Source organism: Bacillus sp. FSL E2-8900 (genome assembly GCF_037966225.1).
In the GTDB taxonomy this organism is placed as follows: Bacteria; Bacillota; Bacilli; order Bacillales; family Bacillaceae_G; genus Bacillus_A; species Bacillus_A cereus.
Genome location: NZ_CP150193.1, coordinates 2,924,162 through 2,950,920, shown reverse-complemented (window position 1 = coordinate 2,950,920; position 26,759 = coordinate 2,924,162). Strand labels below are relative to the sequence as shown.

Genomic DNA, 26,759 nt, shown 5'->3' with positions numbered 1-26,759 from the left:
AATGTGGCAAAAATACGACCGTTTCGGGCCATTCGTCCAGTAGAGGAAAAAGCGGCACAAGTGGCAGCTTTACCGTATGACGTATTAAATAGTGAAGAGGCAAGGGGAGTTGTAAAAGGGAATCCATATTCTTTCTTGCATGTTGATAAAGCAGAAATTGATTTAGATCCTGAACTGTCACCGTATGATGATCGCGTGTATGAAAAAGCGGGAGACAATTTAAAGCAATTTATACGAGAAGAAGTGTTCATACAAGATGAAGAGCCAGCGCTATATATTTATGAACTGACGATGCAAGGAAGAACGCAGTCAGGCCTTGTCGTTTGTACATCTATTGATGAGTATGAAGATGATACAATTAAAAAACATGAAAGAACACGTCATGAAAAAGAGCTAGATCGTATTCGCCACGTAGATGTGTGTGACGCCAATACAGGCCCAATCTTTTTAACGTACCGTACAAAAGATGAAGTAAAGCATTTAATTAGAAGCTGGAAAGAAGAGCATGCGCCAATTTATACATTTACAGCAGAAGACGGTGTTAAGCATGTTGCGTGGAAGATTGCAGATGAAGATGTAATTACGACCTTAGTAAACGCATTTGAAGATATTCCTAATCTTTATATTGCAGATGGGCATCACCGTTCTGCATCAGCTGCAAAAGTAGGACTTATGCGAAGAGAACAATATCCAAATTACACAGGAGAAGAGGAATTTAATTTCTTCTTATCGGTTCTATTCCCTCATGATGAATTATCGATTTGGGACTATAACCGAGTTGTGAAAGATTTAAATGGCTTATCAGAGGAACAGTTTTTAAATCAAATTACGCAGTACTTTTATGTAGAAGAAGCACCTGTTTCTCCGTATAAACCAAATGAGCCAAAAACATTTGGTATGTATGTAAATGAGAAGTGGTATAAGCTTACTGTGAAAGAAGAAACATTTGATGCGAATGATCTTGTTAGAGGTTTAGATGTATCTATCCTGCAAGATCATTTATTAAGCCAAGTACTTGAAATACATGATCCGCGTTCTGATTCACGTATCGATTTTGTCGGAGGAATCCGCGGATTAGAAGAACTAGAACGCCTTGTGAACAGCGGCGAATACAAAGCAGCATTCGCATTATATCCGACATCTATGGAAGATTTATTAGCAATCGCAGATGCCGGAGAAGTCATGCCACCGAAATCAACGTGGTTTGAACCGAAACTGCGTAGTGGGTTGTTTGTCCATTCTTTAAAATAAATAGACTTCTTTAGTTAGAAAAACCGAAATGATTTTAGTTTCGGTTTTTCTTATTTTGGCTCAGTAAACGTTTAATGTTGATTTTAATGTTAAGATTGAAATATGTAACAACAGGTCGCTACAAAAAATGGAGGAAATACGATGAAAATGCAGCTGCAAAAAAGTTTTTATGTTGAATTGAAAAATGCAATTCGTTGTCATTATAACGAACTTTTAACAAGATGCGGTGTTGACACAATATACGGGTACTCCATATTAACAGACGATTGTGTCAATAGCATTGGACCAGTGGCAAATAAAGAAAGACTAATCAAAGTTAATAAATCGGACCCTTTATACAATTATTATAGATACGGAGCTGTTGAGTGGAGCGAATGGGACGATTTTGGAATGTTTGATGAAGTGAACAAAATTATTAAGAAATATCATAATATCGTCGAAGATGACTTTAACATACGAGTACATACACTGTTGAAAGAAACGTTAAATGTGTTAATGGAGCTTGAATCAGAAGGGTTGTTTGGAGATAGAGATGATAATCGATTTATTGTCATTTGTGTAACTGATTCATCGAACGAAATCATGATTGAATCAGCTCGATTGCTTAATACATTAAAGACATACGAAGAATATGCTTCAGAATTTGCATAAGAATGAACATAAGTAAAACTGCGCTCTATAAGAGGCGATTTTCATTTAATAGAAAGTCACCAATTAATAGTAACCATTCGTTGTGACGTAACCATTGAACAATTAGAACCTGATGAAAAAACGTCCAAAGATAATTAAAATGTTTATATGTATGAATCAACTTGGAAAAGAAGTAATGCAGGGGAGCTTTTCAGGCATTATTCTTTGATTGGTAGGAAAAGTAATGAATAAGTGGGCCCCCGCTGCCTCTCAGGCTTAGAGTTTTAATTTCCCTCATAACGAAAATTTGATGTATCGTTGAATACTGATAATAAGACGTTATGTAATATACTCTGTTCTTTTCTTAACTATTAGAAAATAGGTGATGGATAAACTCGTCAACAAAAAGGACATTCCTAGTATTACAAGAAATGTCCTTTCCACTAAATTATAAGGTATTTTGCTGAAATTCAAACTCTAAAATTAGTTTACTAGTTTGACCTGTAAACTGATAATTATAGGATCCTCTCAGGTTTTCTAAGTTACCGGTAGCTTTAATAATTGTTCCTGGGGAATCTAAATTTCCTTTATCAAATATTCCTTGCTCTATAGCTGTAAATGTCCCTTGTTGCCCCTTATAAATTCCTTCAAAGTGTAAAAAACCAGAAATTTTAGCAGTAGCCAAGTGACCATCATTTATATTTGAGTCCAAATAATATAATAAGTATTCAACAAAAGCTTTTCCTTGTAATTCCCCATCGATATCATATTCAACATGAGCAATATTAATAGGGAAATCTTTTTTATTATCATCGATTGGTTTTTCATCCCACTTACTTACTGTAAATGTTACCTCCATACACGTAAATCCCCCTTTATCATTAGATAAGTAATCTCCATATCATTTAAAAAGTACTAATTCACAGTCATATCTTATAGGAGTGTTTTTATTTATTTAAGCTCTGTCATATCGTTATCTTATCTCAGAATCACCTGCGCTTCCCCATGAAGGACTTACTGTCGCCACGATATCTTCTGCTTGTAACCTCTTTGGTTTTATTAACATGTTAACTCCGCTGCTACAGAATGTAATGGACTACGATTATACAAACTGTATTATTGAAAAACATGATGTATGACATTAGTTTCTTCATCATCAATTCGTTTACCTGCTGGGATTCAAGAATTCAGTCTTAGTGTTGAATATAGGAATAACCAATTTATATTTGAAAATTACAGTATGCAACATTGTATGAGAAAGACGGTTGATATTTTCTGCAATCTGTAACTGTAATGATTATAAGTTGGTCGTATTCAATCCGAAAAATAAAATCATCATGAATGGAGAGGTTATAGCTTTTCCTGAACAAGAAAGCTATCGCCTTTAGGCATGGGAGGAAAGGGAGGTTTGATACGGATTGTCCCTAAAAATCGCAACGTTCGTGGTACTTTAAGTGTCCGAAGTATAGATAGATTCTTCGTTTTTTTTGATTTTTAGGGAATTATTCTTTAATTAGTAGATAGAGAGGTAAAATAAAAATACACCTAATTAATAGGTGTATTTTTTAGACTTGAAAACCACATATGTATTGGAGATTTCTCTTAGTTAGAATGTATCACAATAGAAATCATGTATATACATAATATTTGTTACATCGAATGGTTTCCTTGTAAGTATATGAAAATGGTAATCTAAATAGATTTTAATTTTGTTAACTTACCAACCTGTACTATGTTCAGAATTAGCAGGGGCGCCGCCAGTATTGCCATGAGATTCAACTTTCGGAGCAGGGAAATGTGTATGCCCTTCTTGTTTAGGAGCTCCACCAGTGTCGCCGATGTTTAAAGCAGGAGCGCCGCCAGTATCGTCACGGGAATCTAATTTTGGAGCAGGAGTATCACCAACATTTAAAGCAGGAGCGCCAGTATTACCATGCGCTTCTAACGTAGGAGCAAAGAAGTCAGCGTGACTCTCTTTTTTAGGAGCCATTCCTTCCCCATGAGTATTTGTATAAGAAGGAGCCCAAGTGTCGCCATGTGAATCTAATTTAGAGCTTAGATCAGCATGTGTCTCTAGTTTTGGAGCAGGAACATCGCCATGCTCTGCTTTTACAACGCCCCCATCCCCAATATTTACACCAAAAAGACCAAAGCTAAACACTGATAACCCTACAACAGCTGTACTAATTTTTCTTTTCAATCTATCTCTCTCCTTTTTATTGTTTTATTTCATTTTGTCTAAACGTGGTAGATAAAATGAAATGAATCGTAAAAAAATACAATTATATTACGATATACGAATAATTCTGTGTAATATTTTGTAAAACCTCCTTGAAATTTGAATTTTATGAAAATAAAATTCGACATGGTTCATTTTTCAACTAGTTGAATAGATTTTGATTGAGTTTTTATAAAGCTATTCATTAACCTTAGGACCGAAAGTAGATCTTAATTTCTTTATACCGTGGTCATAAGGTTATTTTAGCTTTGAATTAAATTAAAGCCCTCTTGCTTTATATTTAAAAAGTACAGTATGCATCATTGCATGAGAAAGAGGGTTGCTATTTTTTATATGTTGTAACTATAATAGTTACAGATTGGTCGTATCCAATCAAAAAAAATCATCATGAATGGAGATGTTTCATAATGGGTATGAAAAAAATAATTTTAGCAGGTGCTTTAGGGATCGCAGCATTATCAGGAACAAATGTACCAGGATTAGAACTAACAAAAGCGAGTGCAGCTTCTATTGAATCGAACTTCTCGACGTTAGAAGGACGAGTAGTAGAAGTAGATAACGGTGTAATTGTTGTAAAATCTCAGCAATATGAGGAACCTGTTAGTGTGTATATTGATTCACTTTCAAACGTTAAAGTAGGAGATGAAGTAAAAGCTACTGGATCTATGATGCGTAATTTTACAGAATATATGGTTGCAACTGCAGTTGAAAATACAACAAACAAGTTAGGTATGCATATGAAAGAAGATGGCTCACCTGATTATGTAATTGGAGAAGTAGCAAAAGTAGGAACGATGGAAGATGAGGGAGACGGTGCTACTAAATATGTCGTAGTTGAATATCCATCGCTAAATGGGAAGAAAGATATTATTGATGTTTTCTTAACAAAGGGACAAGTATTTAATACGGGTGAGAAAGTAAAAATTGATATGAAGTATGTAGGCTGGGGCGGAAGTTCTATTAACTGGAACACAGTTGATCATATCGAAAGAGTTCATGAAGCAAAGACGAACACTGAAAATAATGATGATGTATGGATTTGGTCTTAATAAGGCGAGTATAGGTCGTTATTTGCAATTTTCTCCAAACAATACATGTAAAAACTAAATGTATCATGCAGTACCCATCTAATTCTCATTGCGTATGACAATTAGATGGGTACTTTTTTATTTGAAATTTGTGCAAGTCAATGTTCAGCATTTCTTTTTAAGAGTAAATTACGGGTGAAATCAAAACTTTATTTGCAGTACATAATAAATAATGTTGATTTTTTATCCTATATTAAAATAAAAACAAACCACTGTTCGATTTGAATATTCCACGATATAATAGTGAGAGTTTATGGCAGAATAAATATTTACATAAGAAGTGAGGTACTGTATGAAAAAAAGAACGACAGACATTATTTTTATTATTATCGGTGCATTTCTTTTTGCGTTAGGTGTCAATTTATTTGTTATTCCGAACGAGTTTGGTGAGGGCGGGGTAACAGGTATCACGATTATTACGTACTATTTATTTGAGTGGTCACCAGGTTTAGTTAACTTAATTTTAAATGCGATTTTGTTAATAGTCGGTTATAAATTTTTAAATAAGATTACAACGATTTATACGATTATTGCTGTAGTGACCAACTCGCTATTTCTTCATTTAACAGAAGGCTGGACGATTGCTTCTGATGAAATGCTCGTAAATGCCATTTTCGGTGGAATATTTATTGGGTGTGGTATTGGTCTAATCATTCGTGTTGGCGGAACAACTGCAGGTACTACGATTTTAGCAAGAATGACGCATAAGTATTTAGGCTGGAGTATTAGCTATGGTCTACTGTTCTTCGATTTAATCGTTGCGTTTTCATCTTATTTCATCATTGGTGCAGAAAAACTGATGCTGACAATTATTATGTTATATGTAGGAACGAAAGTAATGGAATTTGTAATTGAAGGTTTAAATCCGAAAAAGGCCATCACGATTATTTCTGATAAACCAGATGAAATTGCTGGGAAGGTGACGACTTTAATGGGTAGAGGGGTTACTGTGTATTCAGGTCATGGCTATTACACGAAAACTCCGAAGGAAATTCTTTATGTTGTTATTAATAAGCAAGAAGTAGTGAAGCTAAAGCGGATTGTTCAAACTACAGATCCAGCTGCGTTCATCGCTATACACGATGTTCGTGATGTGTTCGGAGAAGGATTTGTTGATATTTCGAAGGCTTAGAAATTGTTTTTGATTAAAATAATCTTAATACTAAAACGTAAGAATCTATTTTGAATCATCTGTTTTCAAAATAGATTCTTTTTTAATTAAACGCCAGTCACTTTCAGTTCAATCTTTTACGTTCTAAAGAAAACCGCCGATAAAGCGCTCCAGTCTGTTCTTTAATTTTGAAATGTGAGAGTTGAATAACGATGGATTATATGTGATTTTTTAATCTACTCCCCATGAGTTTCGCCATTTGTTTTGCATCTGGATTTTCTTCATCGTACAATTTCTCAATAATGTTAATATAATCCGTCTCATTTCGATTTTGACTTAATTTATATGCAGCCTGGATGTCTCCCACCTTAACCTTAAATCCAACTATACCTTTCAGTTCATTTTCTAAGAGAGTAGGGGAAAGTTTATCCCATAATACTGGATTTTCACGATGCTCTTCATATTTTTTCAGCATTGTTGTTAATTCATCTATTAATTCCTCTTTATCTAAAATACTTGCTTTACCATATATATGGACAGCTTGATAATTCCATGTTGGAACTTCTTCATTTTCATACCAAGAAGAAGAGATATAAGAGTGCGGTCCCTGAAACATTATAAGAACATCCTCACAGGTTTCAAATGTTCTCCACTGGGGGTTCCCATAAGCCATATGTCCAGTAATAAAATAATCATCACCTTGTTTAGTTAACCCAAAAGGCAAATGAGTTGCGATTGGTTTCTCTTTTTTTGTTGTGACGATTGTTCCAAAAGAGTTTTTTTGAACAAAATCCCAAATTTCATCAACATTTGTGACTTTAAAATACTTTGGAATATACATAATAGCCCACCTCTCAAAAAAGTTATATGAGTGTTTTGATCATGATAAGGTCAACTTGTTCGTCATCGCCCATATAAAAGGAGTGAGAGCCAGCTTGTACAAAACCTAAGTTCTTATAAAAAGCAATAGCATTTTCATTTTTTTCCCATACGCCTAGCCAAATATTCTTTTTATTATTTGCTATTGCAATTTCAATAGCATTATTTAGTAGGTGTTTACCAAGACCATGTTTTTGAAAGGAGCTCTTTATATAAATTCTCTCGACTTCAAGTGATTCATCGCCCATTTCTTCAGACTGAGCATCATCAGTATTGATCTTCAGATACCCAGCAATTTCATCGTTGAAGTAGACAAAAAAGAATTGAGAAGAGTTATTGGATAATTCTTTTTCTAATTGCTTTAAGTTAAATGCCTTTTCCAAATAATGATGCATATTTTCGGGTGAATTTTGATGTTTAAAAGTTTCATTAAATGTTTCATAACTAATTTCTTGAAGTTTGTGTATATCTTTAAGGGTGCACTTTTCTATATGTGTAGTCATATTAATAGTTCGCTCCTTTATATAATCAATAATCTCTCTTATTTCCCTTTTTTACAAATTCCCAATCTTTTTCTATATTTTTTCTTACTCTTTGAAGAAGGTTAGAAATAGTTTCCGCTTCTGTTTCCGAAAATCCCTCTAATGCAACAGTATTTGAATAATCGTTTTCTCTTTTAATAAAAGGATAGACGTTTTTCCCTTTTTCTGTTGGGAAAAGTTTTTTGATTTTCTTGTTAGATTCATCTTCTTTCTTTTCGATAAATCCATTGAGTTCAAGCTTTTTGATAGCACGGGCTGCGGTTGTACGATCTACTTTTATCATCTCAGATAGCTTTTCTTGAATGATTCCTGGGTTTTCACATATTCGCACAAGGTACAAATACTGACCTTTTGTAAGCTCATATTCTTTAAATTCTATATTACTAATAGAATCTAATGCCCTTGCAATCATGCCAATTTCACGAAGAATTTCTTTCATAATGAACTCCTTATCTTTTATTTTTATTGCAAATGCAACAATTTGAAGTTACATTTAATATAAAATATTTTTATTGTAAATGCAACAAAAATAACGATGAAGAGGTTGATTAAAATGAAGTATGTTTTTTATGTATTAGGAATTTTAATATTAACCCTTGGTATTTCTTTCACAATACAATCAGATCTTGGAACGTCACCTTTTGATGCGCTTTTAGTAGGACTTTCTTTAAATGTGGGACTTACTGTGGGAAGCTGGGAAATAATAATAGCTTTATTATTAATATGTTGTAACTCAATTTTAAAAAGACATAGACCAGAGATACTAGGGTTGTTAACAGCATTCATAACGGGTATTGGTATTGATGTGTGGCTATTTTTATTACGCAATTTAATTACACCTGAAATATGGTACAGTAAAATGATTTATTTTGGAATCGGATTAGTTATTACAGGATTAGGAACTGCAATATATTTACAAACAAATTTTGCTCCCATTCCAATTGATCGATTAACTTTAATCATACAAGAATTAACTAGAACGAATATCTTTATATCACGAACATGTATTTACCTTATATTCTTAATAATGGCAACGATTTTACATGGACCAATTGGTGTTGGGACTATATTAACTGTTTGTTTAGGTGGGCTATTACTGAATTTCTTTATGCCACTTACTAAAAAAGTAATAGATCACTTATTCGTACACCAGAGTACAACATCACCAAGTTATAAGAGTAATAAAGCAGCTGACCACAATGATAACAAGAGTATCTTCTAAGGAATCCTTTTCTTTTTCTTGCAAAAAATCCAATTGTTTCTTAATGTAGTGATGTAGAAGGATGAACGAGAGAGGGTTTAATGAAGATGATACATATTTTATTAGCTGATGACGATAAACATATTAGAGAGTTATTGCATTATCATTTACAAAAAGAGGGGTTTAAAGTTTTTGAGGCGGAAGATGGAAAGGTAGCGCAAGACGTATTAGAGAAGGAAAACATTCATCTTGCGATTGTAGACATTATGATGCCGTTTGTTGATGGTTATACGTTATGTGAAGAAATTCGGAAGTATCATGATATTCCTGTTATTTTATTAACTGCGAAAGACCAGTTAGTGGATAAAGAAAAAGGATTCATTTCTGGTACAGACGATTATATCGTAAAACCATTTGAGCCAGCTGAAGTCATTTTCCGTATGAAAGCTTTATTACGTCGTTATCAAATGCTGAGTGCAGATATTATTACGTTGCACGGAACGACAATTGATCGAAAAGGTGTGGAAGTAAAGTGTAACGGTCAAACAATTTTGCTTCCTTTAAAGGAATTTGAGCTATTATCACAACTTGCTAGTTATCCTGGAAGAACATTTTCAAGAGAAGAGTTAATTGAACTAGTATGGGGAATGGATTTTGAAGGGGATGAACGAACAGTTGATGTTCATGTGAAAAGGCTCCGAGATCGTTTCTCAAAACGAACGGATGATTTTCAAATTACGACAGTACGCGGACTCGGATATAAGTTGGAGCTGAAATAAAATGAAATCACTATATTCTAGATTTGTATTTATGACGGTCGGTATTATGCTACTTAGTAGTATTATCGGCTTTTTATTAACGAACGTATATTATCAAGTGAAGTTAAAACCGTATAATAGTGAAAAGATTTTAAAGTATGCGGAAGAAGTTAAATCGTTATATGAAAAGCAAAGTGAAGAAAATCAAGAGACGTATTTGCATTCTATTGCAAAGTTAGGGTATGAAATTTATATTGTCGATGATCAAAAGAATGGGAAGCGTATCGGTAATGCGTTTCGTAAGACGTCTATTAGCGATGCTACTGTTCATAAAGTATTGCAAGGAGAAACGTTTAATGGTGTTTCTACGTATCCAACGCGTCTCTTTATTACCGGTTTTTTCGATAATGAATTAATAAATAGTGTCGGTGTACCAGTGCAACACGGTGATAAACAGTACGCTTTATTTATTCGTCCCGACATTCAGAACCAATTTGGCGAGATGCGAATTTTCTTAGCGGTATTACTTGGGTTTATCGTACTATTAAGCATTATCTTTATAGTGATTGCAGCAGGTTACATCGTTCGCCCAATTCGTAAATTTACGAAGGCTACGCAAAAAATTGCGAGTGGGGAATATGAAATTGAATTAGATGTAAAACGAAAAGATGAAATAGGAACGTTATCTACAAGCTTCCAAAAGATGACGAAGAGTATTAAAGAACTAGATGAAATGAGACAAGAATTTGTTTCGAACGTTTCACATGAATTCCAGTCGCCGCTTTCTTCTATACAAGGTTTTTCGAAAACATTGCAAACAGAAAAGATGAGTGAGGAAGAAAGAAACCATTACTTACAAATTATTGAGGGGGAAAGTAAGCGAATGTCTAGTTTATGTAAACAGTTACTGACGCTCGCTTCATTAGATAAAGAAGAGAAAGTTTTACAAATAAAAGAATTCAATTTGCAGAAGCAAATTAAAGACGTCATTTTTATGCTCGAATGGAAATGGCGTGAGAAAGATATCGCTGTTGAGTTTGATGTGCCGGACATTACAATTAAAGGTGATGAAAACTTGCTTCATCAAGTGTGGAGTAATATTTTTACGAATAGTATTAAGTTTTCAAACGATGCTGGGACGATTGAGTTTTTCGTGGAAGAGTTAGAGTATAGTGTCATTATCTCTATATCCGATAACGGAATCGGAATGGAAAAAGAAGAGATGGAACGTATTTTTGATCGTTTTTACAAAGTAGATACAGCAAGGGCAAGAAACGTAGAAGGTAGCGGTTTAGGATTGTCGATTGTGCAGAAGATTGTTGAACTGCATAACGGAACTGTTTCAGTTTATAGCACGAAAGGGGAAGGGACGACTGTACGGGTGGAACTTCCTAAATAGATGGAAGAGGCTGTTTGAAAATAGCCTCTTCTTTTTTGTTGCTAGTATACGTGTGAAATGAAAAAATATGAGTCATTTTAATTGCATAATCGGATGAGTTTATGGAGTGGGATTAGGAGGAAGTTTATTTAAAAATGTAGAATCTCTACAGAGTTAGAGGGAGTGTATTAAAACTTGAACTGTGTAGGGAGGAAATTATTTTGAAACGAATTGACTTGTTATTAAATAAACTAGATTCAACATTCGATAAAGAGAGTTGGTATGCACCGTTTAAACATGCTATAGAAGGACTTACGGCCGAACAGGCTATGTGGAAACCATCTAGTGAGGAAACGAATACCATTTGGGAGAACGTTAATCATCTCATTTATTACAAAGAGAGGCTTGCTGCCAACTTGGAAGGCCGTGAATGGACACATAACCTTGATGGAAATGAGACATTTTATCTTACTAAGCAATCTAATGATGATATGGAATGGAAGAAAGTCGTTGAACGTTCTGAAGATGCTCAACATAATTTAAGACAGGTATTAAGTGCAATTTCCGAAAGAGAGCTTGAGCAAAATTCACTAGAGGGGAAATTACTGGATATCATGCTTCATGATGCTTATCATACAGGACAAATTATTCAATTAAGGAAAATGCAGGGGGCATGGCCATCAAAGCGTTAACGGAACCTTTTAGTTGGTGCTATTGTTGAATAAATTTTAGATATTCAAACGACTTCATTGTTATATTTTTAGTGAAGTATTTTACATCCAAAATGAAATAATTATATTTTTAACCCCGTCCCCAATTTAGAACGGGGTTATGTTTGTTCTGTTATAAAGCCGCACCTTTCCCGCACTCTCCTTTAAACCGAAGCTCAAAAGTATCCGCTGTAATGTCATCAGCTTTTGGAAAAGCCCGTAATTTCGGATGAAGTAGCCATACGAGGGAAATGAATAAAATCCCGATGCTAGCAAGCGCGAAAATGAGTTGGCTACTATATACATTCGCAGTGTATCCGCCAATTAAAGAGCCGAGTGGCATAGCAATTGTGCCCATGCTTCGTGTGACTGAATTGATACGCCCAAGATATTGGTTTGGAATTACAATTTGACCAATAGTCGCAAATAATATGTTGGTCGCACCAATTGGTATCCAAGCTAAGCCGAATAAAAAAATGGATAACCATTGAAACGGTACAACTGTAGAGAGAAACCAAAAGAAAGCGCCAGTCGCAAAGCTAATAATGGAGACACGGCCAACATTATGTTTACCAACCCATGAACTGAATAGTGCTCCAATTAAACAACCGGCGGATATAGCGGCTAAAAAGAAACCATATAATTTTACACCGCCTAAAGAATCAGCGAAAGAAGGGAGTATTGCCATCGTCATACCGATTGAAAAATTAGCGACAACGGAACCGATTAAGAATACGCCCATTAAGGAACGGAAGACAATTGAAAACCCTTCTTTTAAATCAGAGAAATATTGTTTAGTTGAAAGTGATGTGCCCGTTTCGGTTTGCTTTGGTATTTTCAATGAAAAGAACAAAAGGGCAGTAATTGCGAATGTGAAAGAGTCAATTACATATAAAGTGATCGCGCCAAATAGTGCTACTAATATTCCAGAAAGCGTCGTACAAATTAAATCAATGCCTTGATATGCAAATGAGAAGAGTGAATTTCCTTTTAATAATTGTGTTTTATGCAGTAGAAGTGGTAAAGCTTTTGATTGTGCGGGATAGGCGAATTGTTCAATAAAGGCTACGATAGGCATGATGATGAGTAGTAGGTGGACTGTTAGTAGGTCGAAGTAGTGTGTAATAGGAATGATTAAAATAAGAATGCATTGCAGAACTTGTGTAATGACGAGGGTGTTTTTAATGGACCATCTATCAACGAATGGACCAGTAAGAAATTGTAATGCAGAAGGTAATAACGTAAGGGAACCAGCCAATCCAGAATAAAAAGGATTACCACTTAATTTGTATACGAGCCACATCGCGGCTACATAATACAAACTATCTCCTATGTTGGTGAAAATTCTTCCTAAAAATAATAAGAGGAAATTCCGGTTTTTTAATATGTCCACTTTATCTACTCCTTTATAATAAATTTATTCGGTAAAATAAATTTGACCGTTTATGTAAAAAAAATCGTATTACGATTTTTCTTCTTTTTTAATAAATTGCTGCATTGTTCTCTCAGCGATTTGAAGTGCAGTAGTAGAAATATAATAAGGTTTGCTATTCGGATCTTTATCTGCACCTTTTGTGATTTCGTTTAATTCAGCCATTAATTCATAAAACTTTTTCACCCACACTTGAAATTGTTCTGGCGTAGCATCAAATTCCCAGCAGGATGAAACGTAATTCCACTTAGCTGGATCTTCACTTGCATTTTGTAATGTAAAAGCTTCTTCTGGTGCAGCGAGAATTTGGCTTTTCGTTCTTTCTATCATTTGTAAAAAGATTTGGCGACCTGATTCGCTTACTATCTCTAAATGAGGTAATAGATCTGTAGCAGGGGTGAAGCCTTTCGCGACAGATTGATAAAACTTTTGAATAATCCCATTCTTTTCCTCTGTATAAACGATCTCTATAAGACCATTCTTTTCTAATTCTTTTAAATGATAATGAATTTTCGCCCTTGAAATGCCGAATTTCTCAGATAGTAATTGTCCAGTATAAGGACGTTCGCATAGACGTATCATCATTTCGGCACGTAGTGGATCGCTTAATGCTTTTAGTTGGCTATAAGTAGTTAGTGTTAATACGGGCTTCAAAATGATCAACTCCTTAAATGAAATTACTCGGTCAATATTATTTGACTGAATTGTATCAAGGATTTCAATTATTTTCAATACTTTCTGAAAATTAAATCTTACCCTCTGTAATCTTCTGTTCATATTCCGTTCATATTTCTTTTTTATGATAAGTGCATAGAAAGAAAGAGGAAGGAGCGAGCGAAATGTTTTTAGCTCTGCGTGAATTAAAACAATCAAAATTACGATACGGATTAATCGGATTGATTATGGTGTTATTATCATTTTTAGTCCTTGTTATTTCAGGATTAGCAAATGGATTATCATATGATAATGCTTCATCGATTCAAAATATGGAGGCAAATAAGTTCGTTTTAGCAGATGATGCGGAAAATAAATTACTTCGTTCACAAATTAAGAAAGACGATGTAGATAACGTAGTAAATCAAGTAGGTGACAAAGAGGCAGTTCCGTTTCGTGTGAAAGTTTCAACATATGAAAAGAAAGATAGTTCGAAAAAGGTTGATATCGCTATTTTCTCAAGCGAACGAGATTCATTTTTAGAACCGAACATTGTAAAAGGTGAGAAATTAGGTACAGCAAACAACGAGATGGTTGCTGACGAATCAATTACAGAAAAAGGAATTGATATTGGAGATACAATTATCGATCCTGTTTCAAAGAAAGAATTTACAATCGTTGGATTTACGAAAGATCAAATGTTTAGCCATACACCAGTCGTTTATGTAAATGAAGACGTATGGGGATCTATTTCACAACCAAACCAAAAAGATTATAGTGCAATTGCACTTAACACAGATAAAGAGATTAAAAATGCACACGTAATTGACAAAAAAGAAGTGCTACAAAGTATTCCAGGATTTAAAGAAGAACAAGGAACATTAACGATGATCATTGCGTTCTTACTTGTTATCGCTGCATTACTAATCGGTGTATTCTTCTACGTTATTACACTGCAAAAAACACAGCAATTAGGTGTATTAAAAGCAATCGGTACAAAGAACTCGTATTTAGCAAATAGCTTAGTCGTACAGGCGTTATTCTTATCAGTCGTTGCGATGGTAATTAGTATCGTTCTTGTACAAGGGTTAGAACAAATTTTACCAGCGGGTATGCCGTTCTTATTAACAACACCGATGATTGCACAATACGCAGCAATCTTTATCGTAATTAGTATTTTAGGAACACTTATTTCGTTATACCAAGTATTAAAAGTTGATGCATTAGAAGCAATTGGAGGCGGGATGTAATGACTTCATTATTAAAATTAGACAAAGTAAGTAAAGTGTACGGAGAAGGGAATACGGAAGTAACAGCCCTTCATCCGATATCGCTTGATGTGAAAGCCGGAGAATTTATCGGAATCGTCGGTCCTTCTGGATCAGGGAAAAGTACGTTATTATCAATCGCGGGTGCATTATTATCACCATCAAAAGGGGATATTTACATTCGTGAGCAAAATATTACACAGTTATCAGAAAAGGAAATGACAGACATTCGTTTGAAAAAAATCGGCTTCATTTTCCAGTTTGCAAACCTTGTTCCATATTTAAATGTGAAAGAACAGTTACTTTACATTGCAAAGCTAAAAAAAGAAAGTAAACAAGAATCCGAAAAGCGTGCAGATCATTTATTAGCGGCATTTGGATTAGGAGAAAGAAAGAATCATTATCCAAATCAACTATCTGGCGGGGAAAAACAAAGGGTAGCAATCGCTCGTGCGTTCATGAACAACCCAGATTTAATATTAGCGGATGAGCCAACGGCAAGCTTAGACTCAAAACGCGCACGTGAAGTTGTTGAAATGATGAAACGCGAAGTGAAAGAGAGCCAAAAAGCAGCAATTATGATTACACATGATGAAAGAATGCTTGATGTATGTGATCGTATATTGACGCTTCGAGATGGACAGTTAATATAAAGAAAAAGGCCAACCGTATATGCGGTTGGCCTTTGTATCATTGTTTTTAATAAGTATAATGGCTTTATTTTGAGAATAACGTTTTAATTTTATTGCGTGTTATTAATAAAATCCCGCCTAATACAGATAGCATTCCTAGAGCCATATTGTTTGATTGCTCGCTACCAGCGTTAGGAAGTTCTTTAGCGTTATTGTTTTTAGTACTATTATCTGCTTGCGTTTGTTTAGACTGTGACACTTCATTAATCTTGTTATCAACATTTTGCTTCGTTGTATGTAACTCAGCTAATTTGTCGTCAATTTTTTTCTCAGTATGCTTAAAGTCGTTGATTTTAATATCTAAGTCTTGTTTTTTCTTTGTTAAATCGTCTGAAACAGTTTGTTTCGATTGTTTAATTTCGTTAATTTTATTTAGTAAATCTTCTCTAGCCTTTTGTAATTCAGCTAGTTTGTTTTTTACATCTTGTTTAGCTAGTTCTAAGTTAGCGGAAAGACTGTCTAAATTGCCTTTAATTTTCTTAAGTTCCTCTAACGTATTACCAGTATTCGGCTTGTTTTCTTTTAGTTCAGCGAGTTTGTCCTCAGCAGTTTGTTTCGCTTTTTTTAACTCAGCTAATTTTTCATCTACTTGTTTTTTAACTTCCTTAAGTTCATTAACCTTTTGATCAATGTTCTCTTTATGTTGCTTCATTTCATTCACTTTTTCATCGACATTTTGTTTATGTTCTTTAATCTCATTCACTTTGTTATCGATATTTTGCTTATGCTCTTTTACTTCAGCAACTTTATCTTCTACTTGTTTTTTATGCTCTTTAATTTCAGCGATTTTATCTTCGGCGATTTGCTTGTCTTGCTGAAGTTTTGCATCTAACTCTTGTTTATGTTGTTTAATCTCGTTAATTTTTTCATCAGCAACTTGTTTACGTTCATGTAGTTCATTCACCTTCGTATCAACATTTTCCTTAACCTTGTTAAGTTCATTCAATGTTTGATCCACGTTTTCTTTGTGTTGCTGCAATTTCGCATCTAACTCTTGTTTATGTTGCTTAATTTCAGCTAATCGATCTCCCGTACTTTGCTGAGGAGTAGCATCATTTACTTCCGCATGAGCAGGGTTCGCGCCAGCAATCATTGCTAAAGCTAGTGTAGACGCAGCGATTGTTTGTTTTGTTTTCATATTTTTGTACCTCTTTTCTTTCATATGCATGAACTGTTTTGTGTAAAAATGAGCATATAGAAGTAGATTATCTTATTATTATATACTATGTTAGGCGCTTAGAGGAAGGATTTGCATAATAATCTATGATTATGTAATTTTTATAATCTCTTATTTGGGGTAGGGAATAAACCTTTAGCTAGATGAACAATTTCTTCTATAGTAAAGCTTACATCTTTATTATTGCGAATAACAAACAAATAATCAGCCTCGTTTTCTACAGGATCTACCACATCATCGTGAAGTGATTCAGTTTGTTGTCGATCAAGTACTTCTTTGAAACTAGAATATCCACCTCTAAAAATATTGGTACTTCGCGTGCTTCGAGCCACTCTTTCGTAAAGTACATCATCTGGAATGTCAAAATGAACTAATATGCGTACATATTCATTCTGTGGAAATAATTCGTTTAATAAATAGAATCTTCCGCTTTTACTGCGATTGGAATTACAAATAATAAGGTGTAAATTTGTATGTTCTTTCGCATAATCAACAATGAATTTTGAAAGACCGTGCTTAAATGTATTAGCACCTTCAGCCGGCTGTAATTTTTCATAATGCGTGTTAATAAATTCAGCTTGGTTATCTTGATCCATAACGAAAGAGTGGGGTAACTCTTTTTCTAAAGCTTTTGCAAATGTAGTTTTTCCACTGTGTGTTTTTCCAACTGTAATGATGACTAATCTTTTCATGACGCCCTCCATTTGTATTGTTATGAACTGGAATATTCGGTGTAGATCGAAATCTTCCTGCTAGAGATTACACAAATTGTTGGAGCGTTAGTAGGCTGGAAACTTGACAAAAAAACTTTTTTATGCTATAATTTACCAATATAAAAATAAGGTGTATAATAGGGTTCTCCTGGCCAGGGGAACCCTATTTTTGTTGTGAAAATGAAGGAGAGTGTATGTGCGTGAAACAAGGTGAAGCAAGTGTAACATCGTTAGTATCAGCTTTCAGCAGGGCATATCATAGTGAATTTGATAATCCGAAAATCTTTGATGATTATGTAGCTAAAGAGTTCATTTCGCCAAAAGAACGAATTAATATTGAAACGAATATGGTTCAAGGAATACATTTCTTCAATACAGACATTGCACAGCAGTTTCAAGATAATCCAAAAGAAATATTAAAATGGATTACGCAAGTTCAGTTATCACCAACACCTTTAGCACGTGCCGCATATTGTGAAAGAGTATTACTACATGAAATTACATTAGGAGCGAAACAATACGTTATACTCGGTGCGGGATTAGATACATTCAGTTTTAGACACCGAGAATTAGAAAATAAAATAGAAATATTTGAAGTGGATCATCCTTCTACGCAGGCGTTTAAGAAGGAAAGAATAAAAGAAGTAGAACTTGAAGTTCCAAATAACCTTCATTTTGTTTCAATGGATTTTACGAAAGGATTTTCCTATGAACAGTTACGCAATGAAGGATTTGAACATAAAAAGACTTTCTTTAGCCTTTTAGGTGTTACGTACTATTTAACGAAAGAGGAACTTGCTAGTTTATTAGAATGTTTATTCGAGATGGTTCCGACAGGTAGTTCTATCGTTTTTGATTATCCCGATGAAAACTTGTTTACAGAAAAGGGACTGTCCAATCGAGTTGAAAATATGGTGAAAATGGCTGCGGTAGGCGGAGAACCGATGAAATCATGTTATTCTTATGCTGAAATGGAAGCACTGTTAGAGAAGGCGGGCTTACTCATTTATGAGCATTTATCACCAGAGGATATTGATGTATTATATTTTGAAGGAAGAAATGATTATTTAGAAGCTTTTGAGACGGTGCATTATGTGCATGCGGTGAAGAGGTAGAGGTTAGTAGGCATGGAGAGGAATCTCTGTGCTTTTTTGTGGAAAACAAGAGGATAGGGTTTATTGGGAAAGATAATGAAAAATATATTGCTATATAAGTTATTATATCTAAATGAACATCAGGAAGAGTTTTGGGTGTATTTGTCGGAAAACATAGAATATTCAACAGAAATCCATGATTATGTTATATAATGATTTTAATAAACCATATTTTAGAAATTACCCCCGATTGTGTAGAAGGTATATTTTGTTTTGATAAGCTAAAATGTTTAGCTAAAAGAACTTGTAGTGGGGCTTGCTACAAGTTTTTTATTTGTAAAATTTTTATTGGCTAAAATATGGAAAAAAGGAGGATGCAAGTTTGATAAGAAATTTAAAGAAAGCAGCACTTAATTCGTTAGATGGGAAATGGGGAGTAAGTATAGGGATATCGGCGTTATACTATTTTGTACCAACTTTAAGTGCATCAGCAATCGCTAGTTTTATATATTTAATATTTGGTTTGTTTATTGGGATAATTGGTTTGGATGTTTTCTTTATTTATTCAATGGGTGGGCAACTACAAGTAGATCTAACAGCACTAGTTTTACTTATTCTAAGTTATTTTTTTATAGGACTGATTTGTTTCTTAATTTACAGTGTCATACAAGGTATCTTTAATTATGGGTATTCTGTTTTCACCTTACGCTTAGGTAAAAATGAAGATGCTAAGGTGGACGATGTATTTGTGGGGTTTAGGAAAAATAATTTGTGTAAATCAATGAAATTAGGAGTGTTGCAGGCTGTTTTTCTATTTTTATGGAGTCTGTTATTAATTGTTCCAGGTATTATTAAATATTTTTCTTATTCAATGGCATATTATATTTTAATAGAGAATCCGGATTATACAGCAAGTGAAGCATTAAGGGAGAGTAAAAGAATAATGAAAGGACATAAGTTCAAGTTATTTGTTCTTTGGTTATCTTTTATTGGTTGGTTTTTATTAACTGCATTTATAGGCATGTTTACATTTAATCTGTCATTCATATTCATTTCCCCTTATTACAACACAACTGTCTCGCATTTTTACTTAGACTTAATTAAGAAACAAGATGCTAGAGAAGCGAAGGTAAGTATATAAAGAATATAATTAGTAAGAAAATATTATGTATAATGTATATTTTCTCGATTGTGGACATGCAATTAAGCATATCCCTTTTTAATGTGATATTGAAAGAAATAAAGAAGCTGCAATTGGATATGTTTTACTTATAATAATTTGGACAAGGATGTTATAACATTGGAGGAATTTAAAATGAGGAAGAGTAAAATGTTTCAGGATTTTAATTTTAAGTTAGTAGTAATTGAAGCTTTATTAGATAAAGAGCCACTATTTCTAAAAGAATTGAAAGACTTAATAGAAAAGCATACGAATTATTTTGAATGGTATTCAGGAGCTGGGCCAATTGTTGAAATCAAAGCTTTTTTAGAAGCGTTAACTTTGGAAATAAGTGATTTGGAAAAGATTGAGTCCCTTTGCTTTGATGGTGGGAATGAAATTTATCATATTTTAAAGCCTGATTGGGACGGTGAAGACAGTTTATTTGATGTTATATCTGTTGAAGGATTTCAAAATCTAAAAAATTTAAAAACAGTGGAATATATTTCAATGTGTTACCCGAAAGTATTAGAACCATTAAAACAGGCTGGAATAGAAGTTGAGGATTAATGAAGAGAATTTAAAATGGTAAAGTACTTTATTGAAATTGTGTAAAGGAAATTAAAACACAACATATTAAACGAAGTGATTTATTGTATAAATTTACATTCAGTTAATATTAGTAGGTTAATAGAAAAATTAGTGTTAATTGTTAAATGGGGCGTGTAAAAAAGACAAAATCTCTTAAAAAACACTTAATTTTTTACTCCATCTATCTTTACAATCCCTCTTTATAATGTGAATTGGACAAGCACCTAAGAGAAAGCAGAATATGTCAGTTTGTACTTTCTATTATTAGGGGGGAGAATTTGTATGAAAAAGACAGTTGCTTCGTTAGCAGTTATGGCGGCATTATTACCGACGTTTTCAGTGCATGCGGAAGGGAAAGAGCAAGCCCGAAAATCAGCTACAACTTTTAATGTTATTAGTGATATTCAAGGGGATTTAGGGGATTTTGATCATGTGCTAAAAGATATGAACAAAGTGACGCCACTTTCTAGAGCGCTTATTATGAATGGGGATATAACGCCGACTGGACAACAGTCACAATATGATGATGTAAAGCGTGTGTTAAATAAAAATAAGCATCCAGAAAATGTATGGTCTACTGTTGGGAATCATGAGTTTTATGCTGGTAAATGGACAGCGGATGGGAAACTCTCTCAAAGTACATGGCCAAATGGTGTAACTGAGGAAACTTTATTTAACCGCTATCTGAAATTTAGTGGACAAGAAAAGGTATATCATAAAAAAGAATTAGATGGTTATCCGCTTCTATTTTTAGGAACTGAAAAATATATGAAATACCATGATTCAAAAATGTGGGATGAAGTATATATGAGTGATGAGCAACTAGGTTGGTTAAAACAAAATTTAGAAGAGTACAGCCAAAAAGATAAAAATAAACCAATTTTCATTTTCTCTCATCACGTTTTACCCGATACTGTGTCTGGATCAAGACAATCACCATATTTACAAGACTATTTAAACGTTGATAAATTGTACGATATATTAAAAGACTATCCGCAGGTCGTTTTCTTTACGAGTCATACGCATTGGGATTTAAACTTACCGGACTGGGCTGGTAAAAAGAAAATTGCAGGCGGAGATAAAAAAGGATTTACTGTTGTAAATACGGGCGGGATTGAAACGGGCTGGATGTCAGCAGGACCAAATGGAGGAGAGAAGACTGCTCCTGATGGCTATTCATTTAAACAAGGGTTGCAAGTGAAAGCATATGGTAACGATGTAATTGTGACAGCTTACGATTACAAACGTGATAAGGATATAAAGAAGTTATTAATTAGTGATTCAAAAATTGCGCAGATGGCACCAAATGTAACAGCAGATGATAGTAAAAATATAATTGTCGGTGCAACTGAATATATGGAGTACACTATAGAAGGAACGAATGAGTGGCATACGTATAGTAAAGCAAATCCTCCGAAGTTTGATGGGGATAAAGTCGTATACGTACGCCATAAAGGTGAAATGAATTTAGAGCCGGGATTAACACAGTTACTTCGTTTTTCGGTAAATAAGTGATTGGAGGGAGTCTGCATTTGAATGTGTAGGCTCTTTTTTTGTTGATGAGAAAGGGGTTGCCTGTCTGTCGTTTTTTGTCGATAGATCGATATATTAAGAAAATCGTTGATATACTGCAAGTTACGATCGATATATTTGAAAAATCGTTGATATATTGTAAGTAATGAACGATATATTTAAAAAATCGTTGATATAAATTTCATGTACCGTAATTAAGTTAAAATCATTAATACGGTTTTACTTATCAAAATGAAATTCTAATACATTTTTAACCGAGAAAGATGACTTCACCATTTTTACGTGTAATAATAGTAACGTTACATATATTGTGAAAGAAGTACAAAAGGAGCGTTACAATGAATTTAGCTAAATTCCCGAGAAAAAAATATACAGAATTATATACACCAATTGAAAAGTTAAACAATTTTTCTGAAGCACTTGGTGGCCCGACTATTTATTTTAAACGAGATGATTTACTTGGTTTAACAGCCGGTGGCAATAAGACGAGAAAGTTAGAATTTCTAGTTGCAGATGCACAGGAAAAGGGTGCAGATACATTAATTACAGCTGGTGGTATTCAGTCAAATCATTGCCGCCTGACACTTGCTGCTGCGGTAAAAGAAAAAATGAAATGTATTCTTGTATTAGAGGAAGGGCTTGAGCCAGAAGAGAAGAGAGACTTTAACGGAAACTATTTCTTATATCACTTATTAGGTGCTGAGAATGTCATTGTTGTACCGAACGGAGCAGACCTGATGGAAGAAATGCATAAAGTAGCAAAAGAAGTAAGTGAAAAAGGGAATACACCATATGTAATTCCAGTTGGTGGATCAAACCCTACGGGCGCTATGGGATACGTTGCTTGTGCGCAAGAAATTATGGCGCAATCATTTGAGCAAGGAATTGATTTCAGTTCAGTTGTTTGTGTAAGTGGTAGCGGCGGTATGCATGCTGGTTTAATTACTGGTTTTTCTGGAACACAAAGCCATATTCCTGTAATTGGAATTAACGTAAGTAGAGGAAAAGCTGAGCAAGAAGAGAAAGTAGCAAAACTTGTAGATGAAACTTCAGCACACGTTGGTATTCCAAACTTTATCTCGCGCGACGCTGTTACGTGCTTTGATGAATATGTAGGACCAGGCTATGCGTTACCAACGCCAGAAATGGTAGAGGCAGTTCAGTTACTTGCGAAAACAGAAGGTATTTTACTTGATCCAGTGTATACAGGTAAGGCAGTAGCGGGATTAATCGACTTAATTAGAAAAGGTAATTTTAATAAGGAAGACAATATTTTATTCGTACATTCAGGTGGTTCACCAGCTTTATATGCGAATACTTCTTTATTTGCGTAAGTGTAAAAAGCATTGGGTATCCAATGCTTTTTTTGTTATATACTCGAATTATCGGGGAGTAGGAGGATGATATGAACTCAAATTTAAAAGGGATTATATATACGGTACTCGGCATTTCTATTCTATTGATCTTATTTGTAGGTTACGGAGTGTATTTGTATTTCACATCTTAAAAGAAAGATCATAATAGAAGTGAACCATTTAGTAAGAAATATAGAGTGAGAAGTAAATCTAAATAAAACCAAAAAGGGATAAATAGGAAAATGTAGAATCTTTATATATAAGATGTTCTGAATTTTTAGATATAAGGTAGAGTGGAGGAAGAAAGATGATTCAATTTCCTATGGAAGATGCTGAACAATTTTTTAGATCCTATAGTATTGGTAGGTTTACAGTTAGTGAAGATGAAGGGAAATTAATTTTTAGTACAAACTTAAATGGTCATTCTAATTTATGGGCGATGGATTTACCCAATTTATCCCCTTATCCATTAACATATTGTAATCAATCAAGCAATTTTATTAAAATGGATTCTTTAAATCGATTTATTTTAGCTGGATTTGATAAAGATGGGGATGAAAATTATCATATTTATGCATTAAAGCCAGAGGGTGGTGGATTGCTTGAATTGATTCCAGCAGGAGAGACAGAAAAGGATTACTTTGTGCATTTAACAGAGGATGGGGAACGATTATACTATGTCACAAGTAAAGATAACCCAATGTTCTTAAACTCTCGTTGTTATAATATACGCACAAAAGAAGATACGCTGTTGTTAACTGGTGTGGAGACACCTACATATGTAGAGGCAGTAAGTCCGAATGAATCAAGTTACATTGTTTTAAAGTCATATAGTAATACGTATAATGTAGGATATGTAAAAAAGGGAGAAGAACTTATTTGTATAGTACCTTCCAGTGAGAAAGAACATACTATAGGGTCCATTTGTTATATTGATGAAAATACAGTGATTTTCGTTACAAATTATGAAGAAGAGTTTTCCTATGTAGCTTCTTTTGATTTAAATAAACAGGAATTCAAACCAATCTGTAAAATAGAGAAGGAAGATATATCCGATATAAAATGGCATGCTGAAACAAAAAATGGCTACATTGTTTCGTCGAAAGGTGTTACAGATAGGTTATATAAATTTGTATGGGATAAAAAAGAGTTAATTCTATTGAATTCTCCGGTAGATACGATAAGTCAAATTGAAATTACAAAATCGGAAAATTTATATTTGCTAGGTGAAAGTGCGACGAAAACAGCAAACATCTATTACAAGAAGAATAGAGATACAGAATGGGCAGCATTAACAAAAAACTATGTTATTGGTCTATCTGAATCTTCTTTTGTTGAACCGGATGTTATAACATATGCCTCTTTTGATGGGTTAAACATAGAAGCATTATTATTCCGGGCGAAAGGAGAAGTACAAAACGGATATACAATATTTTGGCCTCATGGTGGTCCACAAAGTGCTGAGACGAAAGGTTTCAGAGAATTATTTCAATATTTATTAAGGCAGGGATATAATATTTTTGCGCCAAACTTTAGAAGTAGTACAAGATATGGTTCAACGTTTACAAAAATGATTGAAGGTGATTGGGGAGAAGCACCACGTTTAGATTGTGTAGCAGGGATCGAATGGTTATTTGAACAGGGGATATCAACTCCTGATAAATTATTTGTTATGGGCGGTAGTTATGGAGGATATATGACCTTATTGCTTCACGGGCGTCATTCAGAGTATTTCCGTGCAGCCATTGACATTTTTGGACCTAGCAATTTATTTAGTTTTATCGAATCTATGCCTGAAAATTGGAAACCGCTCGCAGTTAATTTAATAGGTGATATTAATAATGATAAAGATAAGCTTATACAAGATTCACCAATTACTTACTTAAATCAAATGAATAAACCACTCCTTATCATCCAAGGGGCAAATGATCCACGAGTTGTAAAGGAAGAATCGGATCAAATTTTTCACGCGTTGCAAGAACAAGGAGTAGATGTAGAATACCTAGTATTAGACGATGAAGGGCATGGATTTTCAAAAAAAGAAAATGAAATATATGTATATCGTCGCATAACAGAATTTTTAGCAAAGCATAAGTAAAAGAAATGGCATTTTACGGGGGATGATCATATCGCTATCAGGCTAAAAATGCAGAGAAATGACAATGAAATTATTGAATAAATAAGAATGAAACAACTTAATCATTACGTAACAAAAACGCTATTCTTTCCCTAGAATCATAGGAAAGGATAGCGTTTTTGTTGTGAACTTATTGATTTTGTATGAACTGGAATTGTTGTCTAAAGAGTTGCAACAGATTTTTTTATAAATTGAAAGACAAGGAGACGAACTTGGATGGAGTATTGGAAGCACACAATAAATATATTGAGGAGTACATGTTTGAAAACATTAAATCAATGGAGAATGAAATATTTTGTTGGAATGTCTGAGCTGCGGACCAATTCTATCACTTTAATTAACTAAAAGAAGAACTTCCCCATCCCGATTAGACTACTAATCATTCCTATTCCACCCATTGTGCCTTTTCCTGCTGTAAGTAAGTTTCCAAGCATTCCTAGCTGACCGCTACCTCCGTTATTTCCCCATCCCATTGGGGCCCACGGACTACCCCATCCTGGAGGGTTTCCAAAAACACCCGAGTTATTGGTATTGAAATGAAAAGACTTGGCTGGCGGCGATAGTAAAGCGGCAAGATGCCCTTGTGCGAACATCCCTGTATGATTGAATGGTTGCGCCCAGGGGAAGGAAGGTTTTTGAAAATTAAAACCTGCATGACCTGGTAGTGGAGTCCAATTAGTAGGGTGACCTTGTGGCATTATCCCTGCATAATTGATTGGCTGCTGCCCCCAAGAGAAGGGAGGGGGTTGGGGATTGAATCCCGTATAATTGGCTGATGAATCCCAACTAACTGGATAAACTCGGTAACTCCACTTCTCAGGAAGCTTCAAATCATTCATTACCTCAGATTTAGTTATTTCGGGCTGTGAATATAATGAAATTTGGTTAGTATATTGTTCCCCGTTTCCCTTTGAATTCAAATACCAATATTGGTCCATACGCTTATTCTCCTCACTTTAAAAATGTAATGTTAGACTTAGCCTATGTAATATTCCTTTTTATGGATGGTTACATAACTAGATCTACAAGCCTGTATTTAAAGGAATGGGTGTGTGGACTTGTTGATTTAAAGTTTCACTTTATTTTAGAAGGGTATTTTCAGTTGCTTCTTTTATATATTTCAGCCTAATTTAAATTTCGTTAACAAACATTTTTATAAAGGTTTAA

26 protein-coding genes are annotated in these 26,759 nt (G+C 34.2%); 16 read left to right on the top strand and 10 right to left on the bottom strand.

Translation table 11 applies throughout. From position 1 onward, the window contains the following. Positions 1 to 3: 3 nt before the first annotated feature. On the top strand, positions 4 to 1,251 hold the full coding sequence (locus NST90_RS15045; protein WP_048534781.1) for a DUF1015 family protein: 1,248 nt from the start codon (positions 4 to 6) through the stop codon (positions 1,249 to 1,251). A 141-nt stretch (positions 1,252 to 1,392) separates the two neighbouring features. Further along, the gene (locus NST90_RS15040; protein WP_000783832.1) at positions 1,393 to 1,902 is read left to right on the top strand and encodes a DUF4303 domain-containing protein; all 510 of its coding nucleotides are present in this window, start codon (positions 1,393 to 1,395) and stop codon (positions 1,900 to 1,902) included. A gap of 427 nt (positions 1,903 to 2,329) precedes the next feature. Here NST90_RS15040 and NST90_RS15035 read toward each other — a convergent pair whose 3' ends face one another. Further along, entirely contained in the window at positions 2,330 to 2,740 is a 411-nt protein-coding gene (locus tag NST90_RS15035; protein ID WP_000454094.1) for a DUF3224 domain-containing protein, read from the bottom strand. Positions 2,741 to 3,598: 858 nt separating this feature from the next. Then, complete coding sequence (locus NST90_RS15030; protein WP_000823365.1) at positions 3,599 to 4,081, bottom strand: hypothetical protein; 483 nt, start codon at positions 4,079 to 4,081, stop codon at positions 3,599 to 3,601. Between the two features lie 446 nt (positions 4,082 to 4,527). Between NST90_RS15030 and NST90_RS15025 the strand changes: the two genes are divergently transcribed. Then, on the top strand, positions 4,528 to 5,169 hold the full coding sequence (locus NST90_RS15025) for a F0F1 ATP synthase subunit alpha (RefSeq protein ID WP_000525489.1): 642 nt from the start codon (positions 4,528 to 4,530) through the stop codon (positions 5,167 to 5,169). Positions 5,170 to 5,500: 331 nt separating this feature from the next. Beyond that, positions 5,501 to 6,340 (top strand): YitT family protein, encoded by an 840-nt coding sequence (locus NST90_RS15020; RefSeq protein WP_000747497.1) that lies wholly within the window; start codon positions 5,501 to 5,503, stop codon positions 6,338 to 6,340. A gap of 196 nt (positions 6,341 to 6,536) precedes the next feature. On the opposite strand, the gene paiB is transcribed toward NST90_RS15020, so the two are convergent. From paiB to NST90_RS15005, 3 genes are read right to left on the bottom strand one after another with little or no spacing between them, the layout of a single operon-like run. After that, positions 6,537 to 7,160: a protease synthase/sporulation negative transcriptional regulator PaiB gene (gene paiB, locus NST90_RS15015; protein WP_000275824.1), complete on the bottom strand. Its 624-nt coding sequence runs from the start codon at positions 7,158 to 7,160 to the stop codon at positions 6,537 to 6,539. A gap of 22 nt (positions 7,161 to 7,182) precedes the next feature. Further along, a complete protein-coding gene (locus NST90_RS15010; RefSeq protein ID WP_000207064.1) occupies positions 7,183 to 7,701 on the bottom strand; it encodes a GNAT family N-acetyltransferase in 519 nt (172 codons plus the stop codon). Positions 7,702 to 7,726: 25 nt separating this feature from the next. Next, positions 7,727 to 8,179: a MarR family transcriptional regulator gene (locus tag NST90_RS15005; RefSeq protein WP_000658990.1), complete on the bottom strand. Its 453-nt coding sequence runs from the start codon at positions 8,177 to 8,179 to the stop codon at positions 7,727 to 7,729. 114 nt (positions 8,180 to 8,293) lie between these two features. Here NST90_RS15005 and NST90_RS15000 point away from each other — a divergent pair, with 114 nt between their 5' ends. The 4 genes from NST90_RS15000 (at position 8,294) to NST90_RS14985 (ending at position 11,769) form a co-directional block, all read left to right on the top strand. Beyond that, positions 8,294 to 8,962: a YitT family protein gene (locus NST90_RS15000; RefSeq protein WP_000878277.1), complete on the top strand. Its 669-nt coding sequence runs from the start codon at positions 8,294 to 8,296 to the stop codon at positions 8,960 to 8,962. Between the two features lie 80 nt (positions 8,963 to 9,042). After that, positions 9,043 to 9,720, top strand: a complete 678-nt coding sequence (locus NST90_RS14995) for a response regulator transcription factor (protein ID WP_000781961.1) — start codon at positions 9,043 to 9,045, stop codon at positions 9,718 to 9,720. Between the two features lies 1 nt (position 9,721). Next, positions 9,722 to 11,098 (top strand): HAMP domain-containing sensor histidine kinase, encoded by a 1,377-nt coding sequence (locus NST90_RS14990; protein WP_048558184.1) that lies wholly within the window; start codon positions 9,722 to 9,724, stop codon positions 11,096 to 11,098. Between the two features lie 200 nt (positions 11,099 to 11,298). Next, positions 11,299 to 11,769 carry a DinB family protein gene (locus tag NST90_RS14985; protein ID WP_000820997.1) on the top strand — a complete coding sequence of 157 codons (471 nt, stop codon included), beginning with the start codon at positions 11,299 to 11,301 and terminating at the stop codon, positions 11,767 to 11,769. 151 nt (positions 11,770 to 11,920) lie between these two features. Here NST90_RS14985 and NST90_RS14980 read toward each other — a convergent pair whose 3' ends face one another. Together NST90_RS14980 and NST90_RS14975 are read right to left on the bottom strand one after the other, a co-directional pair. Then, positions 11,921 to 13,180: an MFS transporter gene (locus NST90_RS14980; RefSeq protein WP_061113222.1), complete on the bottom strand. Its 1,260-nt coding sequence runs from the start codon at positions 13,178 to 13,180 to the stop codon at positions 11,921 to 11,923. Positions 13,181 to 13,249: 69 nt separating this feature from the next. Further along, positions 13,250 to 13,873: an ArsR family transcriptional regulator gene (locus tag NST90_RS14975; protein ID WP_000805789.1), complete on the bottom strand. Its 624-nt coding sequence runs from the start codon at positions 13,871 to 13,873 to the stop codon at positions 13,250 to 13,252. Between the two features lie 185 nt (positions 13,874 to 14,058). Here NST90_RS14975 and NST90_RS14970 point away from each other — a divergent pair, with 185 nt between their 5' ends. Beyond that, positions 14,059 to 15,123, top strand: a complete 1,065-nt coding sequence (locus NST90_RS14970; protein WP_000477745.1) for an ABC transporter permease — start codon at positions 14,059 to 14,061, stop codon at positions 15,121 to 15,123. Next, a complete protein-coding gene (locus NST90_RS14965) occupies positions 15,123 to 15,794 on the top strand; it encodes an ABC transporter ATP-binding protein (protein WP_000202597.1) in 672 nt (223 codons plus the stop codon). The genes NST90_RS14970 and NST90_RS14965 overlap by 1 nt, the downstream gene beginning before the upstream one ends. A gap of 64 nt (positions 15,795 to 15,858) precedes the next feature. On the opposite strand, the gene NST90_RS14960 is transcribed toward NST90_RS14965, so the two are convergent. Next, on the bottom strand, positions 15,859 to 16,971 hold the full coding sequence (locus NST90_RS14960) for an LPXTG cell wall anchor domain-containing protein (protein ID WP_000850996.1): 1,113 nt from the start codon (positions 16,969 to 16,971) through the stop codon (positions 15,859 to 15,861). A 140-nt stretch (positions 16,972 to 17,111) separates the two neighbouring features. Further along, a complete protein-coding gene (locus NST90_RS14955) occupies positions 17,112 to 17,702 on the bottom strand; it encodes an AAA family ATPase (RefSeq protein ID WP_000826966.1) in 591 nt (196 codons plus the stop codon). Between the two features lie 215 nt (positions 17,703 to 17,917). Here NST90_RS14955 and NST90_RS14950 point away from each other — a divergent pair, with 215 nt between their 5' ends. The 6 genes from NST90_RS14950 to NST90_RS14925 all read left to right on the top strand — a co-directional run bounded on the left by NST90_RS14950 (position 17,918) and on the right by NST90_RS14925 (position 25,553). Then, complete coding sequence (locus NST90_RS14950) at positions 17,918 to 18,838, top strand: class I SAM-dependent methyltransferase (protein ID WP_052733437.1); 921 nt, start codon at positions 17,918 to 17,920, stop codon at positions 18,836 to 18,838. Between the two features lie 361 nt (positions 18,839 to 19,199). Continuing rightward, entirely contained in the window at positions 19,200 to 19,958 is a 759-nt protein-coding gene (locus NST90_RS14945) for a DUF975 family protein (RefSeq protein ID WP_000620770.1), read from the top strand. Positions 19,959 to 20,132: 174 nt separating this feature from the next. Beyond that, positions 20,133 to 20,546 (top strand): hypothetical protein, encoded by a 414-nt coding sequence (locus NST90_RS14940; protein WP_001232168.1) that lies wholly within the window; start codon positions 20,133 to 20,135, stop codon positions 20,544 to 20,546. 303 nt (positions 20,547 to 20,849) lie between these two features. Continuing rightward, a complete protein-coding gene (locus NST90_RS14935) occupies positions 20,850 to 22,082 on the top strand; it encodes a DUF4073 domain-containing protein (RefSeq protein ID WP_046392887.1) in 1,233 nt (410 codons plus the stop codon). Positions 22,083 to 22,438: 356 nt separating this feature from the next. After that, positions 22,439 to 23,434, top strand: coding sequence for a D-cysteine desulfhydrase (locus NST90_RS14930; protein ID WP_048558187.1), 996 nt, complete (start codon positions 22,439 to 22,441; stop codon positions 23,432 to 23,434). 328 nt (positions 23,435 to 23,762) lie between these two features. Beyond that, positions 23,763 to 25,553 carry a prolyl oligopeptidase family serine peptidase gene (locus tag NST90_RS14925; RefSeq protein ID WP_283748151.1) on the top strand — a complete coding sequence of 597 codons (1,791 nt, stop codon included), beginning with the start codon at positions 23,763 to 23,765 and terminating at the stop codon, positions 25,551 to 25,553. A gap of 380 nt (positions 25,554 to 25,933) precedes the next feature. Here NST90_RS14925 and NST90_RS14920 read toward each other — a convergent pair whose 3' ends face one another. Beyond that, entirely contained in the window at positions 25,934 to 26,530 is a 597-nt protein-coding gene (locus NST90_RS14920) for a hypothetical protein (protein ID WP_044307404.1), read from the bottom strand. Positions 26,531 to 26,759: the final 229 nt, after the last annotated feature.

Excerpts from the sequence above, each read along its gene's own strand:
- NST90_RS15040 (WP_000783832.1), top strand. The coding sequence starts at position 1,393 with ATGAAAATGCAGCTGCAAAAAAGTTTTTATGTTGAATTGAAAAATGCA.
- NST90_RS15035 (WP_000454094.1), bottom strand. The coding sequence starts at position 2,740 with ATGGAGGTAACATTTACAGTAAGTAAGTGGGATGAAAAACCAATCGAT.
- NST90_RS15025 (WP_000525489.1), top strand. The coding sequence starts at position 4,528 with ATGGGTATGAAAAAAATAATTTTAGCAGGTGCTTTAGGGATCGCAGCA.
- NST90_RS15020 (WP_000747497.1), top strand. The coding sequence starts at position 5,501 with ATGAAAAAAAGAACGACAGACATTATTTTTATTATTATCGGTGCATTT.
- paiB (WP_000275824.1), bottom strand. The coding sequence starts at position 7,160 with ATGTATATTCCAAAGTATTTTAAAGTCACAAATGTTGATGAAATTTGG.
- NST90_RS15010 (WP_000207064.1), bottom strand. The coding sequence starts at position 7,701 with ATGACTACACATATAGAAAAGTGCACCCTTAAAGATATACACAAACTT.
- NST90_RS15005 (WP_000658990.1), bottom strand. The coding sequence starts at position 8,179 with ATGAAAGAAATTCTTCGTGAAATTGGCATGATTGCAAGGGCATTAGAT.
- NST90_RS15000 (WP_000878277.1), top strand. The coding sequence starts at position 8,294 with ATGAAGTATGTTTTTTATGTATTAGGAATTTTAATATTAACCCTTGGT.
- NST90_RS14995 (WP_000781961.1), top strand. The coding sequence starts at position 9,043 with ATGAAGATGATACATATTTTATTAGCTGATGACGATAAACATATTAGA.
- NST90_RS14990 (WP_048558184.1), top strand. The coding sequence starts at position 9,722 with ATGAAATCACTATATTCTAGATTTGTATTTATGACGGTCGGTATTATG.
- NST90_RS14970 (WP_000477745.1), top strand. The coding sequence starts at position 14,059 with ATGTTTTTAGCTCTGCGTGAATTAAAACAATCAAAATTACGATACGGA.
- NST90_RS14965 (WP_000202597.1), top strand. The coding sequence starts at position 15,123 with ATGACTTCATTATTAAAATTAGACAAAGTAAGTAAAGTGTACGGAGAA.
- NST90_RS14960 (WP_000850996.1), bottom strand. The coding sequence starts at position 16,971 with ATGAAAACAAAACAAACAATCGCTGCGTCTACACTAGCTTTAGCAATG.
- NST90_RS14955 (WP_000826966.1), bottom strand. The coding sequence starts at position 17,702 with ATGAAAAGATTAGTCATCATTACAGTTGGAAAAACACACAGTGGAAAA.
- NST90_RS14950 (WP_052733437.1), top strand. The coding sequence starts at position 17,918 with ATGTGCGTGAAACAAGGTGAAGCAAGTGTAACATCGTTAGTATCAGCT.
- NST90_RS14940 (WP_001232168.1), top strand. The coding sequence starts at position 20,133 with ATGAGGAAGAGTAAAATGTTTCAGGATTTTAATTTTAAGTTAGTAGTA.
- NST90_RS14935 (WP_046392887.1), top strand. The coding sequence starts at position 20,850 with ATGAAAAAGACAGTTGCTTCGTTAGCAGTTATGGCGGCATTATTACCG.
- NST90_RS14930 (WP_048558187.1), top strand. The coding sequence starts at position 22,439 with ATGAATTTAGCTAAATTCCCGAGAAAAAAATATACAGAATTATATACA.
- NST90_RS14925 (WP_283748151.1), top strand. The coding sequence starts at position 23,763 with ATGATTCAATTTCCTATGGAAGATGCTGAACAATTTTTTAGATCCTAT.
- NST90_RS14920 (WP_044307404.1), bottom strand. The coding sequence starts at position 26,530 with ATGGACCAATATTGGTATTTGAATTCAAAGGGAAACGGGGAACAATAT.